Source organism: Sphingopyxis sp. 22461, assembly GCF_052044915.1.
GTDB lineage: Bacteria > Pseudomonadota > Alphaproteobacteria > Sphingomonadales > Sphingomonadaceae > Sphingopyxis.
Window position 1 is genome coordinate 153225 of record NZ_JBQENY010000006.1, and the last position, 18434, is coordinate 171658.

The window sequence follows — 18434 nt, forward strand, 5'->3', positions numbered from 1 at the left end:
TCTCCCCAGCTAAACCAGCATCCTGTGCGATGGCGCGTCGACGTCATCGATATGCGTCCACAGACCGTATCGCCGCGCCACTGTCAACATTCATCGATTGCAGCGCAGAATATATAACGGTTTGCGTAAAAATTTTATCTTTCAAAAACGCAATCATTATGTAGAACCGCATGCAGGCCGGAAAGCGCGAGTTTTTCCGAGGCAGGAACGCAGGAGCAATAGAGTGGCGGTTCACGAAGTCGATATATTGGTGATCGGCTCGGGCGCCGGGGCTTTGACCGCGGCTTTTACCGCCGCCGATGCCGGCGCCGACGTGCTGGTTGTCGAGAAAAGCGCGCGTTATGGCGGGACGTCGGCGACGTCGGGCGGCGGCATCTGGATCCCGAACAGCGACGACGCGCGCGCCAAGGGCCATGCCGACGATCCGAAGGAAGCGCTGGGCTATATCAAGACGCTGATCGGCGACGACGTGCCCGAAATCAGGCTTGCGACCTATGTCGACAATGCACACCGGATGCTGCGCTATCTCGAGGAACGGTCCGAGGTTCGCTACACCGCCTATGCCTATTCCGACTATCATATGGACGTCGCGGGCGCGCGCGACGGGTGGCGGACGCACGACCCGATCCCGCTGATGGCCGACAGGCTGGGCGCGGATTTCGAGCGGATGGAACCGCCGCACACGCTAACGCTGACCTTTGGCCGCTTCACCTGGACGATGGAGGAAGCCAAGCTCCTCCTGACGATGAGCCCCGGCGCCAAGCCTTTGCTGTTCAAGCTGATGCTCAAATATATGTTCGACCTGCCCTGGCGCTTCAGGACCAAGCGGTCGCGGCGGCTGACGGGCGGCAATGCGCTGATCGGACGGCTGAAGCTGTCGATCGACGAAAAGGGCGTGCCGCTGTGGCTCAATGCGCCGATGGTCGAGCTGGTCCAAGGCAAGGGGGGGATCACCGGCGCGATCGTCGAACGCGACGGCCAGCGGATCGAGGTTCGCGCGCGCCGCGGGGTGATCATTGCGAGCGGCGGCTTCGACCATGACGCCGCGCTGCGCGAAAAATATCTGCCGCAGCCGACCTCGGCCGACTGGAGCGCGGGGGTGCCGAGCAACACCGGCGACGGGCTGAAGGCCGGGCTCGCGGCGGGCGCCGCGACCGCGCTGATGGATTCGGCCTGGTGGGGGCCGGGGTTCCTGCTCGAAGGCGAGGACCGCGCGCGGATCCTGTTCGTCGAGCGCGCCCTGCCCTCCTCGATCATCATCAATCAGGCGGGTCGCCGCTACATGAACGAAGCGGCGTCCTATCATGTCGCGGGGGGCGAGATGCACCGCTGCAACACCCCCGAGGCGCCCACCGCCCCCTCGTGGTTCGTGTTCGACGCGCGCTATCGCGGCAAATATATGCTGGGCCCGATGATGGCGGGCAAGCCGTCGGCCGACAGCCGCATCCCCGAGGCGATGCGCAAGATATTGAAGAAGGCCGGAACGCTTGCCGGACTGGCGAAGGAGATCGGCGTCGATGCTGCCGTGCTTTCCAAGGAAATTGCCCGCTTCAACGCCAATGCGATCAAGGGCGAGGATCCCGATTTCGGCCGCGGCGCCTCCGCCTATGACCGGCATTATGGCGATGCGTCGGTGACGCCGAATCCGACGCTCGCACCGATCGCCGAGGCCCCCTTTTATGCCATCCCGATCTATCCGTGCGACCTTGGCACCAACGGCGGGCTGCTCACCGACGACAACGGCCGGGTGCTGGGCGAGGACGGCAGGCCGCTGGGCGGGCTCTATGCGATCGGCAACGCCTCGGCGGCCGCAATGGGGCGGACCTATCCCGGCGCGGGCGCGACGCTGGGCCCTGCGATGACCTTCGGCTGGCTTGCTGCGCGCCACGCGATGCGGGTGAACCACTGATGGCTGCGTTCAAGGTGATTTCGCTCTTGAAAGCTCGCGCGGATATCAGCCGCGCGGATTTCGTCGAATATTATGAGACGCGCCATGCTCCGCTGGTCCGCGAGCTTATGCCCAATATTATCGGCTATCGGCGCAACTATGTGCAGGCCGATGGCGGCATCGCCTTCGAACTGGCTCCGGCTTTCGATTATGACGCGATCACCGAAATATTATTCCGCGATCGCGCCGCGTATGACGAGGCCCTGGCGGTGCTGATGAGCCCCGCCAACGCCGCGCGGATGGCAGAAGATGAAGAGCGATTTCTCGACCGAAACAAGACGCGTATGGTGGTGGTCAACGAACACGAAAGCGATATTTGAGGTGTGCGCCGCCTCGATTGATGCGGCCCCTCGGTAGCGAGCCTCAGCGTGCCAGATAACCGCCATCGACCGCGAGCGGGTGCCCCGTGATGAAGCTCGCCTTGTCCGAGCAGAGGAAGATCACCGCGTCGGCGATTTCATGCGCTTCGCCGATGCGGTTCATCGGGTGCATTTCGGCCACGAAGCGCGCCGCGGCTTCCTCTTTCACCACCGCGTCGACCATCGGGGTGCGGATCGCACCGGGGCAGACCGCGTTGATGCGGATACCCTGCGCGGCGTAGCGCATCGCCGCCGAGCGCGTGAGCCCGATCACCGCATGCTTCGACCCGCAATAGCCCGCGCCCCCGGCGCCCGCCATGCCCGCGATCGACGCGGTGTTGACGATCGCGCCGCGCCCCGCCTGTTCCATATGGCGCAGTTCCGCGGCCATGCAGAGCAGCAGCCCGCGCTGGTTGACCGCGATGGTGCGATCATAGGCGGCTAGGTCGCCCCATGGCGTTTCCATCCCCTCGAGCGAGACCCCGGCATTGTTAAAGGCGCAATCGAGCCGTCCCCAGCGCGTGACAACATCGTCGACAAAGGCGTCGACCGCGCGCCCGTCGGTGACGTCGAGCGCACCATGATGCGCCTCGCCGCCCGCAGCGCGGATCAGCGCCGCGGTTTCAGCGGCGCTGTCGCCATTGAGATCGCCGATCGCGACCTTCGCGCCCTCGGCGGCAAAGGCCAGCGCGGCGGCGCGGCCGATGCCGCTGCCCCCGCCGGTGACGAAAGCGGTTTTTCCTTCGAACAACAGCGCCATCGCTGCCTCCTTTTGATTCAGACGATTTCGAACAGGCCGGCGGCGCCCATGCCGCCCGCGACGCACATCGACACGACCGCATAGCGGACGCCGCGGCGCTTGCCCTCGATCAATGCGTGGCCGACGAGGCGCGAGCCCGTCATCCCGAAGGGATGGCCGATCGCGATGCCGCCGCCGTTGACGTTGAGCTTGCCCGGATCGATGCCGAGCTTGTCGCGGCAATAAAGCGCCTGGCTCGCGAACGCCTCGTTGATTTCCCAGAGGCCGATATCGTCGATCTTGAGACCATTGCGTTCGAGCAGCTTGGGAATCGCGAAGACCGGGCCGATGCCCATTTCCTCGGCCTTGCAGCCCGCGACCTGAAAGCCACGATAAAGCCCAAGGATCGGCAGCCCTTCCTTCTCGGCCATCGCGCGGTCCATGACGACCTGCGCCGAGGCGCCGTCGGACAGCTGGCTGGCGTTGCCCGCGGTGACATGGCGGCCTTCCTTGACGACCAGCCCGTCCTTGAACACGGGTTTCAGGCCCGCGAGCTTTTCGGCGGTGGTGTCGCCGCGCACGCCCTCGTCATGCGCCAGCGTCAATTCTTCCTTGCCGACCTCATGGCCTTCCTTGTCGAATAGCGCTTTTTGAACGGTGATCGGCACGATTTCGTCGGCAAACTTTCCCGCGGCCTGCGCCGCGCCGGCGCGCTGCTGGCTTACAGCCGAAAATTCGTCCTGCGCCTCGCGGCTGACGCCGTAGCGGTCGGCGACGATCTCGGCGGTCTCGATCATTGCCATATAGGCGTGGGGGTCAGCCGCCTTGATGAATTCCGACCGGTTGCGAAAGGCCGGGGTGTGCTTGTTCAGCGTCAGCGAGATGCTCTCCATCCCGCCCGCGACCGCGACGTCGATCTCGTCGGCGATGATCCCGCGTGCGGCGAGCGCGAGCGCGTTGAGCCCCGACGAACATTTGCGGTCGAGCGTGAAACCCCCGGTCGAATCGGGAAGCACCGAGCCATGGACCGTCAGCCGCCCGAGATTATAGCTTTGCGTGTTCCAGTGGTTGCCGACGCCCAGATAGACGTCGTCGACGCGTGCGGGATCGATCCCGGCGCGCGCGATCGCGGCGTTGACGACATGCGCCGCCAGCACCGGCGCCTCGGTGTCGTTGAACGCGCCGCGATAGGCCTTGCCGACGCCGGTGCGCGCGGTCGAAACGATGGCGGCTTCGCGTGCCATCTCAGGCCTCGACTGCGCGCATGTTGGCGGGGCTCCAATAGGCGCGCATCTCGGTCACCTTGCCCTCGGCGTCGAATTTGAAGGTGTCGATCACCTCGATTTCCTTCGGGCCGCCAAAATCGACAAGCACGGTGAAGGCGAAGGCCGCATAATCGCCGCCGGTGCGCACCGGGCCGTCGAGGCGGAGCTTGGCGCCCGCCTGCATCGACATCGTATAAAAGGCGTGGATCGCGTCGCGTCCCTGATGGATCGGGGTGCCGATCGGATCCTCGACCGTCGCGTCGTCGGCATAAAGGCCCGACGCCATCGCGGCGTCGCCTTTGTCGAACGCCTCGACATAGCGCTCGACGGCGCGGACCATATCTTCGTGGCTGGGCATGATGTCTTTCTCCAAAATCGGGGGCGAGATCAGCGCGGCGTCAGCCGCCGAAATCCCAATGATGACCCCATTCGTCTTCCTTGAGGCTGATCGTCGGGGTGAAACTGGCCCAGTCGGGCTGGATGCCGCCGAAGCCATATTCGATGTCGAAACCGCCGGGGCTGCGCATGTAGAAGCTGACCATCTTGTCGTTCATATGCTTGCCGAGGCTCGACGAGATATGGACGTTCGCCGCCTTCGCGCGGTCGAGCGCACGGCCGACATCGTCGAGGCCCGGCACCTCGACCATCATGTGGACAAGCCCGCTCGGCACGGGGAATTCGGCGAGCGCGACGCTGTGGTGACGCGGATTGTCACAGTGGAGGAAATGAAGGCCGAGCCCCGGATCGTCGGGCCCGCCGCCCTGCATATAGACACGCATCTCGTCGGTGTCGCCGAAGCCGAGCAGGTCGATATAGAAAGCGCGCGTCTCCGCAAGCTTGGCCGCGGGGAAGACGACATGCCCCATCCCCATCTCGCCGGTGATGAATTCGGATACGCCCGCAGGCGAGACGAACGGATTGCCGTCGACGACGCGCCCCCAGCCGAGTTCGAGCCGGTTGCCCGACGGGTCGGTACAGCGGACGAATTCGACGACATGGCGATCCGTGGCTTCGTCGGCGGTCGCGGATTCGATCGCGACGCCCGCCTCGCGAAGCCCCGCAATGCCGCGATCGAAGGCGGCCTTGTCGGGATAGACGAGCCCCGCGGCGTGAAACTGCTCGGCGTCGCCTGCCCGAATCAGCATGCGAAACGGACGCTCGTCCATGCGCAGGCGCAGCCCGCCCGCATGGTCGATCGCCTGCATACCCAGCACCTGCTCGGCATAGGCGCGCCACGCTTCGACATCGGCCGTATCGACCACGACATAGGCCAGTGACCTGATTGCCATTCACTCATCCCCTACGGACGGGTGCTCCGGCACCCTGAATCGAGCGCAAGCTACAGGCGAGAACGCGCCACATCAAGTATGATACGTAGAAATTTGCGTTATAATTTACGCAAACCGTATATTTTGCCTTCTCAGCTCGCACGTGTCGCTGTCGATCGATCAATCCAAAGCCCTGAACGCCGCTACGGCAAGCGACACTTTGCGTATCGCGCTGCGCGCCTCGATACGCAGCCCGACCCTTCGAATGGCCCGAAGCGACATTTTGCATAGAATCCGGATTGACAGCTTGCGTAGAGAAATGCATCATTCACTACGAATACAGGAGCGATATCGCGACGCGGCCTCCCGCAAGCGCATGAATATCCCGAGGAGAGCATATGGCCACCGCCCCGCAGCAAGCCGCCGACACCGCGCTGCCCACCCCCGCCGCGCTGATCGAGCGCGCCCGCGCAATGATTCCGACGCTGAAGGCCCGCGCACGCCAGACGACGCTCGACGGCAACGTCCCCGCTGAAACCGTCGCCGAGATGCAGGACGCCGGATTCTTCCGCATCCTGCAGCCGAAGCGCTGGGGCGGCTATGAAATGCACCCCAATGTCTTCTTCGAAGTGCAAAAGGCGCTCGCCGAGGGCTGCATGTCGACCGGCTGGATTTACGGCGTGCTCGGCTGCCACCCCTATGAACTCGCGCTTTTCCACGACGAGGCGCAGCGCGAGGTGTGGGGCGACAATGGCGGCGCGATGCTCGTCTCGTCGACCTATCAGCCCGTCGGCAAGGTCGAGAAGGTCGAGGGCGGTTTCTATCTTTCGGGCCGCTGGGGCTTTTCGTCGGGCTCGACGCATTGCGGCTGGGTGCTGCTCGGCGCGCTCAACTTCGATACCGACGGCGGCCCGCCCGACATGCGCACCTTCCTGCTCCCCCGCGGCGATTATCAGGTCATCGAGGGGACATGGGACGTTTTCGGGCTGCAGGGCACCGGCAGCTTCGACATCCTCGTCGAGCGCGTCTTCGTCCCCGAACATCGCACCCACCGCGCGAGCGACGGCTTTGCCTGCACCAATCCCGGCCAGGCCGAGAATGACGGCCCGCTCTATCGCCTGCCCTGGGCGCAGATCTTCGTCCGCTCGGTGTCGACCGCGGCGTTCGGCGGCGCCCGCGCGGCGGTCAATGCCGCGATGGAAATCATGCAGGGCCGCATCTCGACCAACACCGGCAAGGCGTCGAAGGCCGACCCTTTGCTCCACGGCGCGATCGCCAAAGCCCACGCGCAAATCCTCGAGATGGAGCTGACGCACCAGACGACCTTCGACCGGCTGATGGCGAAATCCGAAAGCGGCGAGCCGATCACGCTCGAGGAACGCGCGCTCTATGCCTATCAAAGCTCGACCGTCGTGCGGCGGCTCGCCGAGCTGGTCGACGGCATGGTCCAGCTCCTCGGCGGCCGCGCCGTCTATATGTCGAGCGCGATCATCCAGCCGTGGCTCGACCTCAACGCCGCGCGCGCGCACGTCGCGAACGACCCCGGCAATCGCACCACCGACGTCGTGATGACGATGCTCGGCGAACCGCCCGCCTTCACATTCATGTAAGAGGAAATCGCCATGGGAGAGATGAAGGAAACGACGCACCGCGTCGCGGGTGGCTATGACATCCACATCAAGGAAGCGGGCGAAGGCCCGGCGCTGGTGTTCGTCCACGGCAGCGGTCCCGGCGCGTCGGGACTGTCCAATTTCCGGCAGAATGTCGATGCGTTCGTCGCGGCCGGCTACCGCGTCATCCTGCCCGACATGATCGGCTATGGCGCCTCGTCGCAGCCTGCCGATATCGACTATACGCTGACCCTGTTCACCGACACGCTGTACGGGGCGCTGAAGGCGCACGGGATCGAGAGCGCGACGCTGATCGGCAACTCGCTCGGCGGCGGCGTCGCGATCCAGATGACGCAGGACCATCCCGAATTCACCGAGCGCCTGATCCTGATGGCGCCCGGCTGCATCGAGGAGCTCGACGTCTATTTCGCGATGCCCGGCATCGCCGACATGCGCTCCTCCTTCGGCAGCCCCGACTTCAGCCTCGCCGACCAGCGGCGCCTCGGCGAAAATCTGGTCTATGACCCGAAACACATCACCGATGCGCTCGTCGAGGAACGTTTCGCGGTCGCGAGCCAGCAGCCCAAGGAGGTGATCACGCGGATGCGGACGCACAACGTCCGCCCGCGGCTCGGCGAGGTCAAGGTCCCGATCCTGCTCTTCTGGGGCCAGAACGAGCGGTTCATGCCGCTTTCGGGAATCCAGTATTTCTTCGAAGCATGCGACGATGTGCGCTGCGTGACCTTCAACAAGGTCGGCCACTGGGTGCAGGTCGAACGCGCGAGCGAGTTCAACCGCTATGCAATCGAGTTCCTCGATGAGCATCGCTGAAACATACGGGCGCGAACTCTATGCGGCGCTGCGCGACCGGCGCACGGTTGAACCGCTGATCGCGCGCGATGCCTCGCTGACAATCGATGACGCCTATGCGATCAGCCTCGACTTCCTGTCGCGGCGGCTGAAGGACGGCGAGCGCGTCGTCGGCAAGAAGATCGGCGTCACGTCGAAGGCGGTGCAGGACATGCTGGGCGTTCACCAGCCCGATTTCGGCTTCCTCACCGACTGGATGTATGTCGAGGGCGATATCGATATCGACGCGAAAGCGCTGATCGCGCCGCGCGCCGAGGCAGAGATCGCGTTCATCCTGAAGGACAGCCTGAACGGCCCGGGCGTGACCGCCGCCGACGTGATTGCGGCAACCGCGAGCATCGCCCCCTGTTTCGAGATCGTCGACAGCCGCATCACCGACTGGAAGATCGGCATTGTCGACACGGTTGCCGACAACGCCTCGTGCGGGGTCTTCGTGCTCGGCAAGGAACGTATCGATCCGCGCGGGCTCGATCTTCCGAACCTGCATGTCGCGGTCGCGAAAAACGGATCGCCGCTGTCCGAAGGCTATGGCCATGCGGTTCAGGGCGACCCGGCGCAGGCGGTCGCGTGGCTCGCCAATACGCTCGGCGCGCACGGCGTGACGCTCGACGCCGGCGACATCATCCTGTCGGGCAGCCTCGTGCCGCTCGCGCCCGCAGTAAAGGGCGACATCTTCGAATTGATCCTCGGCGACGGCCGCCGCACGCTCGGCCACTGCGTCGCGCGTTTTGTATAAGGAAACCCCATGACCCGCGTGAAGGCAGCGATCATCGGTTCGGGCAATATCGGCACCGACCTGATGATCAAGATGATCAAATATCCGCAAAATATGGAACTGGTCGCGGTCGTCGGCATCGACGAAAAATCCGAAGGACTCGCGATCGCGCGCGAACGCGGCGTGGCGACAACGCATGAAGGCATCGACGGGCTCAAGGCCATGGACGTCTATCCCGAGATCGGCATCGTGTTCGACGCGACCAGCGCCTATGCACACAAGTTGCACGACGCCGCGCTGCGCGCCGACGGCAAGCAGGTCGTCGACCTGACCCCCGCCGCGATCGGCCCCTATACGATCCCGACCGTCAACGGCGAGGACAACCTCGACGCCGGCAACGTCAATATGGTGACCTGCGGCGGACAGGCGACGATCCCGATGGTCGCCGCGGTCAGCCATGTCGCGACCGTCCATTATGCCGAGATCGTCGCGTCGGTCTCGTCGCGCTCGGCGGGCCCCGGCACCCGCGCCAACATCGACGAGTTCACCCGCACCACTGCCGGAGCCATCGAAAAGGTCGGCGGCGCAGCGCAGGGCAAGGCGATCATCATCCTCAATCCCGCCGAACCGCCGATGATCATGCGCGATACGGTGTTCACCCTGTCCGAAGGCGCCGACGAGGACACGATCCGTGCCAGCGTCGAGGCGATGGTCAAGAAGGTGCAGGCCTATGTGCCCGGCTACCGGCTCAAGCAGGAAGTGCAGTTCGAACGCTTCGGCGACAACAACAAGCTCAAGATTCCCGGGCGCGGCGAGTTTACGGGCATCAAGACGATGATCCTGCTCGAGGTCGAGGGCGCGGGCGATTACCTGCCCCCCTATTCGGGCAATCTCGACATCATGACCGCCGCCGCCAAGGCGACCGGCGAGCTGCTGGCGGAGCGTATTCGCGACGGAAAGAAGGTGACGGCATGAGCGCGCAATTCAACGTCGAGGCGGGCGACAAGCTCTATATCCAGGACGTCACGCTGCGCGACGGGATGCACGCGATCCGCCATATGTATGGCATCGCCGAGGTGAAGGCGATCGCCAAGGCGCTCGACGACGCGGGGGTTGACGCGATCGAGGTCGCGCATGGCGATGGCCTGAGCGGCGCGAGCTTCAACTATGGCTTCGGCGCACACACCGACTGGGAATGGCTGGAAGCGGTCGCATCGGTGCTCACCAAATCGGTGCTCACCACGCTGATCCTGCCCGGCGTCGGCACGGTCGAGGAACTTCGCCGCGCCTATGACCTCGGCGTCCGTTCGGTGCGCGTCGCGACGCATTGCACCGAGGCCGATGTGTCGAAGCAGCATATCGGCATCGCGCGCGACCTCGGCATGGACGTCGCGGGCTTCCTGATGATGAGCCATATGATCGAGCCCGAAGCGCTCGCGAGCCAGGCCCTGCTGATGGAAAGCTATGGCGCCGAATGCGTCTATGTCACCGACAGCGGCGGCGCGCTCGACATGGACGGGGTGAAGGCGCGGCTCGAAGCCTATGACCGCGTGCTCAAGCCCGAAACGCAGCGCGGCATGCACGCGCACCACAATCTGTCGCTCGGCGTCGCGAACAGCATCGTCGCGGCGCAGCAAGGCGCGGTGCGCATCGACGCCTCGCTGACCGGCATGGGCGCGGGCGCGGGCAACGCGCCGCTCGAGGTCTTCGTCGCCGCCGCCGACCGCAAGGGCTGGAACCATGGCTGCGACGTCAATGCGCTGATGGACGCCGCCGAGGATCTGGTGCGTCCGCTTCAGGATCGCCCGGTCCGCGTCGACCGCGAAACGCTCGCGCTCGGCTATGCGGGCGTCTATTCGAGCTTCCTGCGTCACGCCGAAAAGGCAGCCGAAACCTATGGTCTCGACACGCGCACGATCCTCGTCGAGCTCGGCCGCCGCAAGATGGTCGGCGGGCAGGAAGACATGATCGTCGACGTCGCGCTCGACATGCTGAAGGCGCGCGAGACCGCCGCATGACGGGCTTCTCCGCCGCTCGCCCCTTTCCTCACGAACAGGTCGAGCGCTGGGACGCCGAAACCGATGTCGCGATCGTCGGCTTCGGCGCCGCGGGCGCCTGCGCGGCGATCGAGGCGGCCGGGGCCGGCGCCACGGTGACGCTGTTCGAGGCGGCGTCGGGAAGCGGCGGCGCCTCGGCGCTTTCGGGCGGCGAAATCTATCTCGGCGGCGGCGGCGGCACTGATGCGCAGCGCGACGCGGGCTTTACCGACACGACCGAAGCGCTCGAAGCCTATCTGATGATGGCGGGCGGCCCCGATGCCGATGCCGCCAAGGTCGCGCTCTATGCGCGCGAAAGCCTCAGCCATTATCAATGGCTCAAGGATCAGGGCGTCCCCTACAAGGGCAGCTTCCTGCCCGGCAAGATCATCGAGCCGGCCGAAGACGACACGCTGATCTGGTCGGGCAGCGAGGCGGCGTGGCCCTTTTCCGAAGCCGCGACACCCGCGCCGCGCGGACATACGATCCAGTTCATGGGCTGGGGCGGCGGGCGCAAGCTGATGGACATATTCGAAGCGCGGGTTCGCGCGCTCGGCGTCGACGTTCAATGCGATGCGCGCGTGCTGTCGCTCGTCGTCGACACCGACGCCCGCGTAACCGGCCTGGTCGTCCGCCTCGACGGCCAGCCGCGATTTATTCGCGCGCGCAAGGGCGTGATCCTCGCCACCGGCGGTTTCTGCATGAACGACGACATGCTCCGCCGCCACGCGCCGCAAACGCTGCGCCTCGCGAACCCGATCGGCGAGAACGACAATGGTTCGGGCATCTTGATGGGTATGGGCGTCGGCGGCGACGCGATCCACATGGACGAGTTTTTCACGACCTGCCCGTGGATTATGCCCGAAAGCCTCGTGAAGGGCATTTTCGTCAACGAGCGCGGGCAGCGTTTCATCAACGAGGACTGCTATCACGGGCGCGTCAGCCGGACGATGCTCGACCAGCCCGGCGATCGCGTCTTCCTGCTCGTCGACAACGCGATTTTTGCGCGGCCGCTCGATCTTGCGCGGATCGAGATTGCCGCGGTGGGTGACAGCTGGGAGGAGGTCGAACGCGAGCTCGGCCTGCCCGAAAACACACTGGCGCCGACCGTCCACACCTTCAATCGCTACGCCGCCGAAGGCCATGACCCGGTCTTCAACAAGGCGTCCGAATGGTTGAAAGTGCTGGACGAAGGACCTTTTGCGGCGCTGGAGCTCAACATCCGCACCAGCTTCTTTTCCTTCTTCACGCTTGGCGGCCTCAACACCCGCCCGTCGGGCGAGGTGCTCGATCGTGCCGGAAACATCGTTCCCGGCCTCTATGCCGCGGGCCGCGCGACGTCGGGCCTCCCGCGCTGGGGGCATGGCTATAGCTCGGGTCTCAGCCTCGCCGACTGCACCTTTTTCGGGCGCATGGCGGGGCGGCAGGCGGCAACTGCTACGCCCGACTAATAGACGATCGCGGGGTTCGGATCGCGCGGGCTGCCCAGCATCTCGCGGTGCGACGGCGGCGTCTTGCCGCGGTCGGTGATGCCATAGCGTCCCGCGATCTCGGCGCCAATGACGGTGTGCCCGGACAGTTCGTCACCCTTGGGGTCACCGGCGATCGCGTGGATGATATGCCCGGTGAACTGCGGCATCTCGGCCATCGCCATGAAGCCTTCATATTGCTCCTTGTGCACTTCGGCCGCGCCCAGCGCGCGCTCGGTGATCTGCGGCCCCAGCCAGATCGAGACGGTGCGGACGCCATGCGGGCGGAAATCGACCGCCATGTCGTGCGCGAACTTGTCGACGCCCGCCTTTTGCGCGCCATAGGCCGCGCCGTGCATATAGCAGCTCGCGCCAAAAGAAGAGGTGAAAGCGATCAGCCCCGATTTCTGCTCGACCATCATCGCGGCGGCGTGCCAGCTCGCGACATAGGCCGAGCGCAGCCCGACGTTGAGGATTTCGACCGCCGCAAGCTCCTTTTCCCAGAAGGGCGCCTGCGTGATGAGTTGGTGATGGATATAGGTGGCGTTGTTCACGAGGATGTCGAGCCGCCCCGAATCCTTGCGTACCTGTTCGAAAAGCGCCGCGACCTGCGCATCGTCGGCGTGGTCGCAAGCGACCGCGATGCCCTTGCCACCCGCTGCTGTCACCGCCGCGGCGGTTTCATGGATCGTTCCCGCGAGCGGCGCGCCGTCCCACCCCGTCGCATCGCTGCGATCGCTGCTGCGGCCGGTGACATAGACCGTCATCCCCTTTTCGCCGAGACCGATCGCAATGCCCTTGCCCGCGCCGCGGCTGGCGCCCGTCACGACGGCGATTGCCGGATTTGCCATGTCACTCTCCCTATTGGGCGTCGCCTTCAGGCGGCAACTTCGGCCTTCACCATCTCGAAATCGGCGAAAACGGGCTTCGCCATCACATCGGCGAAATGGCCATAGCTCCACGGCCAGGTCATCGGCACGCCATCCTTGCCCAGATACCAGCTCGAACAGCCCGAGGCGAAGATCGTGCCTTTGGCGGCCTCGGTCCGCGCGTCGTCATAACGCGTCATGGCGTCGGGCGTGACGCAGATTTCGTCGCATTCGCCGCTCGTCACCTTGTCGAGGAGCTGCTCGATATAGCCCCATTGACGTTCGGCGACGTCGATCAGCGAGAAATTGCCGACCGGCCCCGTCGGCCCGTTGAGGAAGAAGAAGTTCGGGAAATCGGGGAGCGAGATCGCATTATAAGCGGTCGCGTGTTTCGCCCACATGTCGTCGAGCGACGCGCCGCCGCGCCCGGTCACGACCGCGGGGCGAATGAAGCGGTCGGCGTGAAAACCCGTCGCGAGGATGATGAGGTCGAGTTCGTGGAGCACGCCGTCGCTCGTCCGGATACCCTGCGGCTCGACGCGCTCGATCCCCTCGATCACGATGTCGACGTCATGCTGCTGCACGACCTGATAATAGTCGGGCGAGAAGATCAGCCGCTTGCACGCTGCGCGGTAATTCGGGCGCAACCGCTCGCGAAGCACCGGGTCGGCGACGCCCTGTTCCAGATTGTCGCGCACGATCGTTTCGATAATGTGCATCTCTTCGCTGTCGGGCTTGATGATGCCCGCGGTGAAACGCAGCACATTCGCCTGATAGTCGGGATCGTAACGAACCGCGTCGATCAGCGCCGGGTCGCGGCGGAACGCCTCGCGCTGCTCCTCGGAATAAGGCGTGTTCGGCATCGGCATGATCCATTGCGGCGAGCGCTGGAAATGGCCGAGCTTGCCCGCGCGCCCGGCGAGCGCCGAGACGAGCTGGACCCCGGTCGAACCGCTGCCGACGACGCCGATGCGCTTGCCGTCGAGCGCGATCGCATCGTCCCAGCGCGCGCTGTGCGCGACGGTGCCGGCGAAGCTGTCGAGCCCCTCGATCTCGGGCATCCGCGGATGATGAAGGACGCCCGTCGCGGTGATGACGACATCGGCCTCGACGGTCATCCCCGGCTTGGTCGTGATGGTCCACACCCCATCGTCATAGGTGCAGCTATCGACCTCCTGCCCGAAATGCGCGACCTCGCGCAGGCCGAAACGATCGGTCACATCTTCGAAATAGTCCTGGATCTCGGGACCCGGCGCCAGATAGCTGCTCCATTCGGCATTGGGCGCGAAGCTGTAGGTATAGGCGTGCGCGGGAACGTCGCAGTTGAGCCCCGGATAGCGGTTTTCGCGCCAGGTGCCGCCGATCGTGTGCGCCTTTTCGAGAAGCGTGACGTTGCGATAGCCCGCCTCGCGCAGCCGGATCGCCGCCAATATCCCCGACATGCCCGCGCCGATGACGACATATCGCAGGTCCAGATTGCGCTCCACTATCCACTCCAGTTTTCCGATTGCTCTTGCCCCATTCCCTACGGCCGCTGCCGGGCGCCCACATCACTCAAATGGACGAGATCGGGAGCAGCGTGAACAGAAGCGCGTGTCGAGTCCGCCACCGTCGGAGATCTTGTGGGGCTTTAGGCGCGGGTCGGCTTGCCGAATAATTGCTTCACTCAATGGCACTTGGTAACGCTCCTCTGTTGGAGCGGCCGAGTGCGTCAAAGACATTGAGATCGTCTCATATCGCGAAGCTGTGAAAAGATGGGCAGCCAATTCCGTTATGGGCCGGCTACGGACGATAGGCATAGGGGAGACAGGTGCGGAAAGCGGATATCACCCGACGGGCGAATATCTCTGCGGTCAGAACTTCCGATGGAAGCTGACTAAATCCGCGTCCGGGTCGCCGTAGCCGCAGATCAAGCCGCGCAAAATCTGGGCCGCCATCATCGAGAAGGTGATGCCATTCCCGCCATACCCCATCGCGGCATAGCAGTTGGGCATGCCCGGGATGCGGCCGATGGTCGGTGTCCCCACCGGGCTGTCACCGAAGCTGCCGGCCCAGCTATAAGTGGGCGTGGCGTCGACTCCCGGCAGCAAAGCCGCAAGCTTTAGGGACAACGTCGCTGCCTTGTCGGGAAGCTTGGCATCGCGGAGCTCCGCATCGCCGATTTCCTCATCCTCGCCGCCGCAAATGATTTCTCCGCGTGGGGTGGTCCGGATGTACAGGTACGGATCGGCGGCTTCCCATATCATCGCGGCGGTCGGCCAGATGGCGCGGGGCTGCGGGCGGGTCGCGATCGACCAGCTCGAGATGATCTTGTTTCCCTTGCGTGGGATGCCTTTCATCATCTCATAGCCCGTCGCCATCACGGCATGGCGCGCGCGAATAGCTGGTCCGCGAGCCGACACCAGAGTTACACCATCGCCCGTGGGCACTATGTCGCAGATATCGACTGGCGAATAGAGCCGGGCGCCGCGCGCCAGCGCGACGTTCAGATAACCCGCGGTGAGACGACGCGGATCGGCGGAGTAATTGCCGAAGCCGATCAGCGCGTGACGTCCCTTGATCCCGTAGCGCTCCTGCACGGCAGCGGGCTTGAGCAGCTCGACCTCGAAGCCAGCGCGTCGCCGGGCGTCGGCCTCGATCGCGAGACCGCCCGCGTCGAGCACATCGCCATCGAGATAGATCGAACCGCGCGTCGCGCCATCGACGGCGAGGTCCAGCCGTTCGGTCCGTTCGCGCAGTGCATCGACCGATTGGCGCGAGCGGCGCCAGATGCGTTCGGCCTTCTCGCGACCGATCCGCTCGGCCATCACGGAGAGCGGCGTATCGAGCTCATATTGCAGCATCGCGGTCGACGCGGCGGTCGATCCTTCGGCCGGGCCCCGGCGATCGACGATGACGGTGTTGAGCCCCGCGTCCGACAGCGCTTCCGCGATCAGCGCGCCCGATACGCCGGCCCCAACGACGACCACGTCGCACGCGATGTCCCGTGTCAGCGGCTGTGCGGCGATAGCGGGACGGCGCCGCGCCGACCAGATCGACTGGCCGGTCCGGAGGTCACGATGATGGGTAGCCGATGCCCGGCTCACCAAAAATGGCGATCAGGCAAGATCGCGCACCTTGGCTTCGCGTGCCCAATGGCGCCGTGTGCCCACGCTTTCAAATTTGTCGATCGCAACGACACCGCCGTCCTTTTCAACCCCCGCCTTGTCGAGCAATAGCTGCGTCGCTTCATCATGGGCGATGGTCTTGCAATGCCCATAGGCGTCCATGAACCACTGGACGGCTGCACCCTGCGCCGATAGCGCCTTGGCCTGTTCGTCGGTCAGGATCGAGGCGACGGCGTCGAACAGCACCGAAGGCGAGCCCGCGAGCTGGCCGTCGGCCTTGAGCGTGCCGCCCTTGACCTTGATCCCGCCGACCTTCGGCGCGACGAGAAAGGCGGTGCCGCCGGCGCTTTCGATCGCGCCTTTCAGCTTGTCGATCGCCGCCTTGTCCGACCCTTCGGCAAACAGGATCGCGACCTTGCGGCCCTCCATCGTGTCGTCGGCATTCTTCTGGATCGAGAGCGCGTCAGAGGGTTTGAGCTCGACTGGCGGTCGCGCCGCCTTTTCCTTGGCCGGCAGATCGATCGCGAGGCCGACGGCGACGCGCATCGCCAGATCCTCGTCGATGTTGCGGAGTTGGCCGACGACGCGCGCACGAACATGATCGAGCGTGACCTTCGACAGCTCGAACACCAGCGCCGAGGCGATATGCGCCTGCTCATTCTCGGTCTGCGACAGATAAAAGAGCCGCGCCTGAGTAAAATGATCGGCGAAAAGTTCGGCGCGGATACGCAGCTTCTGCGCTGGGTCGTTCCGCTCGTCGTTGGCGGTGAAGGTCGTGAAGCCCGTTTCGGCGCTCGCTCGCGGGCCGCCATTTTCGCCTGCTTCAGCTAAGCTATTGGGCTCATAATTGGCGCGCCCGGTTGGCACGAGCGTTTGCATCATCCCGTCGCGCTGGAAATTGTGGAACGGGCATTTGGGCGCATTGATCGGGATCTGGTGGAAATTGGTCGTCCCCAGCCGCGATTTCTGGGTGTCGAGATAGGAGAATAGCCGGCCCTGCAGCAGTGGATCATTGCTGAAATCGATCCCGGGAATGATGTTCGAGGGCAGAAAAGCGACCTGTTCGGTTTCGGCAAAGAAATTGTCGACATTGCGGTTGAGCGTCATGCGGCCGACGATCTCGACGGGGATATCTTCTTCGGGAATCAGCTTGGTCGCGTCGAGCACGTCATAGGGCTGCTTTTTCGCGAACGCCTCGTCGAACACCTGCACGCCGAGATCCCACGCCGGAAAGTCGCCCGCATCGATCGCCTCGAACAGGTCGCGGCGATGGAAATCGGGATCGGCACCCGCAATCTTGACCGCCTCGTCCCATGTCGTCGACTGGAGTCCGAGCAGCGGCTTCCAGTGGAATTTGACGAATTTTCCCTCGCCCTTTTCATTGACGAAGCGGAAGGTGTGGACGCCGAAGCCTTCGATCATGCGAAGGCTGCGCGGAATCGCGCGGTCGGACATCGCCCACATGATCATGTGCATCGCCTCGGGCATCAGCCCGATAAAGTCCCAGAAGGTATCGTGCGCGCTCGCCGCCTGCGGATAGCCACGATCGGCTTCCATCTTCACGCTGTGGACAAGGTCAGGAAATTTCAGCGCGTCCTGGATGAAGAAGACCGGGATATTGTTCCCGACGAGATCCCAATTGCCGCTGTCGGTGTAGAGCTTGACCGCGAAGCCGCGCACGTCGCGCGGGGTGTCGACCGACCCGGCGCCGCCGGCAACGGTCGAGAAGCGGACGAAGACCGGGCAGGTCGCGCCCTCCTTCTGCAAGATCGACGCCTTGGTCAGCCCGGAAATCGCCTTGGTGCATTCGAATACGCCGTGCGCGCCCGAACCGCGCGCGTGGACGATCCGCTCGGGGATGCGCTCATGGTCGAAATGGAAGATTTTCTCGCGGAGGACAAAATCCTCGAGCAGCGTCGGCCCGCGCTCTCCGGCGCGAAGCGAATTCTGGTTGTCGGAAATGCGGTGACCGAAATTGTCGGTCAGAAAAGACGCATCCGTTGGGCTCCCGCCCGCTGCCACATTCTGGTGCAGCTCGTCACCATTCCCGCGGCTCGCCTCGATCTTGGGCTGGCCTGCGCCCGGTTGGTGCTCGCGAAGCTCATGGTCATTCGCGGGGGACGGTGGCGGAGCTTTCGGCATCGATCGTTCCTTCAGCCGCGGAAGGCGACACTGCTAC

At 64.6% G+C, this 18434-nt stretch carries 16 protein-coding genes; 8 read left to right on the forward strand and 8 right to left on the reverse strand.

Annotated elements, in window-relative coordinates; all coding sequences use genetic code 11:
• Positions 1-223: 223 nt before the first annotated feature.
• A complete protein-coding gene (locus ACTJI5_RS11595) occupies positions 224-1909 on the forward strand; it encodes an FAD-dependent oxidoreductase (RefSeq protein ID WP_440860422.1) in 1686 nt (561 codons plus the stop codon).
• A complete protein-coding gene (locus ACTJI5_RS11600; protein ID WP_440860423.1) occupies positions 1909-2268 on the forward strand; it encodes an EthD domain-containing protein in 360 nt (119 codons plus the stop codon). The genes ACTJI5_RS11595 and ACTJI5_RS11600 overlap by 1 nt, the downstream gene beginning before the upstream one ends.
• A 43-nt stretch (positions 2269-2311) precedes the next feature.
• Here ACTJI5_RS11600 and ACTJI5_RS11605 read toward each other — a convergent pair whose 3' ends face one another.
• The 4 genes from ACTJI5_RS11605 to ACTJI5_RS11620 are packed head-to-tail and all read right to left on the reverse strand — an operon-like array spanning position 2312 to position 5600.
• Complete coding sequence (locus ACTJI5_RS11605; RefSeq protein WP_440860424.1) at positions 2312-3067, reverse strand: glucose 1-dehydrogenase; 756 nt, start codon at positions 3065-3067, stop codon at positions 2312-2314.
• 17 nt (positions 3068-3084) lie between these two features.
• Complete coding sequence (locus ACTJI5_RS11610) at positions 3085-4290, reverse strand: acetyl-CoA C-acyltransferase (protein WP_440860425.1); 1206 nt, start codon at positions 4288-4290, stop codon at positions 3085-3087.
• A gap of 1 nt (position 4291) precedes the next feature.
• The gene (locus ACTJI5_RS11615; RefSeq protein WP_439514092.1) at positions 4292-4669 is read right to left on the reverse strand and encodes a nuclear transport factor 2 family protein; all 378 of its coding nucleotides are present in this window, start codon (positions 4667-4669) and stop codon (positions 4292-4294) included.
• Positions 4670-4709: 40 nt separating this feature from the next.
• Positions 4710-5600, reverse strand: a complete 891-nt coding sequence (locus ACTJI5_RS11620; RefSeq protein WP_058539042.1) for a VOC family protein — start codon at positions 5598-5600, stop codon at positions 4710-4712.
• Between the two features lie 377 nt (positions 5601-5977).
• On the opposite strand from ACTJI5_RS11620, the gene ACTJI5_RS11625 reads away from it, so the two are divergent.
• From ACTJI5_RS11625 to ACTJI5_RS11650, 6 genes are read left to right on the forward strand one after another with little or no spacing between them, the layout of a single operon-like run.
• Positions 5978-7189: an acyl-CoA dehydrogenase family protein gene (locus tag ACTJI5_RS11625; RefSeq protein WP_058539043.1), complete on the forward strand. Its 1212-nt coding sequence runs from the start codon at positions 5978-5980 to the stop codon at positions 7187-7189.
• A gap of 12 nt (positions 7190-7201) precedes the next feature.
• Positions 7202-8020: an alpha/beta fold hydrolase gene (locus tag ACTJI5_RS11630; protein WP_440860426.1), complete on the forward strand. Its 819-nt coding sequence runs from the start codon at positions 7202-7204 to the stop codon at positions 8018-8020.
• Positions 8007-8795 carry a fumarylacetoacetate hydrolase family protein gene (locus ACTJI5_RS11635; protein ID WP_440860427.1) on the forward strand — a complete coding sequence of 263 codons (789 nt, stop codon included), beginning with the start codon at positions 8007-8009 and terminating at the stop codon, positions 8793-8795. Before ACTJI5_RS11630 ends, ACTJI5_RS11635 begins: the two co-directional genes overlap by 14 nt.
• 9 nt (positions 8796-8804) lie before the next feature.
• On the forward strand, positions 8805-9749 hold the full coding sequence (locus tag ACTJI5_RS11640; RefSeq protein WP_440860428.1) for an acetaldehyde dehydrogenase (acetylating): 945 nt from the start codon (positions 8805-8807) through the stop codon (positions 9747-9749).
• A complete protein-coding gene (dmpG, locus tag ACTJI5_RS11645; RefSeq protein ID WP_440860429.1) occupies positions 9746-10792 on the forward strand; it encodes a 4-hydroxy-2-oxovalerate aldolase in 1047 nt (348 codons plus the stop codon). The genes ACTJI5_RS11640 and dmpG overlap by 4 nt, the downstream gene beginning before the upstream one ends.
• A complete protein-coding gene (locus ACTJI5_RS11650) occupies positions 10789-12261 on the forward strand; it encodes an FAD-dependent oxidoreductase (protein ID WP_440860430.1) in 1473 nt (490 codons plus the stop codon). Before dmpG ends, ACTJI5_RS11650 begins: the two co-directional genes overlap by 4 nt.
• Here ACTJI5_RS11650 and ACTJI5_RS11655 read toward each other — a convergent pair.
• The 4 genes from ACTJI5_RS11655 to ACTJI5_RS11670 all read right to left on the reverse strand — a co-directional run bounded on the left by ACTJI5_RS11655 (position 12258) and on the right by ACTJI5_RS11670 (position 18397).
• On the reverse strand, positions 12258-13130 hold the full coding sequence (locus tag ACTJI5_RS11655) for an SDR family NAD(P)-dependent oxidoreductase (RefSeq protein ID WP_440860431.1): 873 nt from the start codon (positions 13128-13130) through the stop codon (positions 12258-12260). The genes ACTJI5_RS11650 and ACTJI5_RS11655 overlap by 4 nt on opposite strands.
• Before the next feature lie 26 nt (positions 13131-13156).
• On the reverse strand, positions 13157-14635 hold the full coding sequence (locus ACTJI5_RS11660) for a flavin-containing monooxygenase (protein WP_440860432.1): 1479 nt from the start codon (positions 14633-14635) through the stop codon (positions 13157-13159).
• A 366-nt stretch (positions 14636-15001) separates the two neighbouring features.
• Positions 15002-16234, reverse strand: coding sequence for an NAD(P)/FAD-dependent oxidoreductase (locus ACTJI5_RS11665; RefSeq protein WP_440860433.1), 1233 nt, complete (start codon positions 16232-16234; stop codon positions 15002-15004).
• 12 nt (positions 16235-16246) lie between these two features.
• Positions 16247-18397, reverse strand: coding sequence for a catalase (locus tag ACTJI5_RS11670; protein ID WP_440860434.1), 2151 nt, complete (start codon positions 18395-18397; stop codon positions 16247-16249).
• Positions 18398-18434 lie beyond the last annotated feature (37 nt).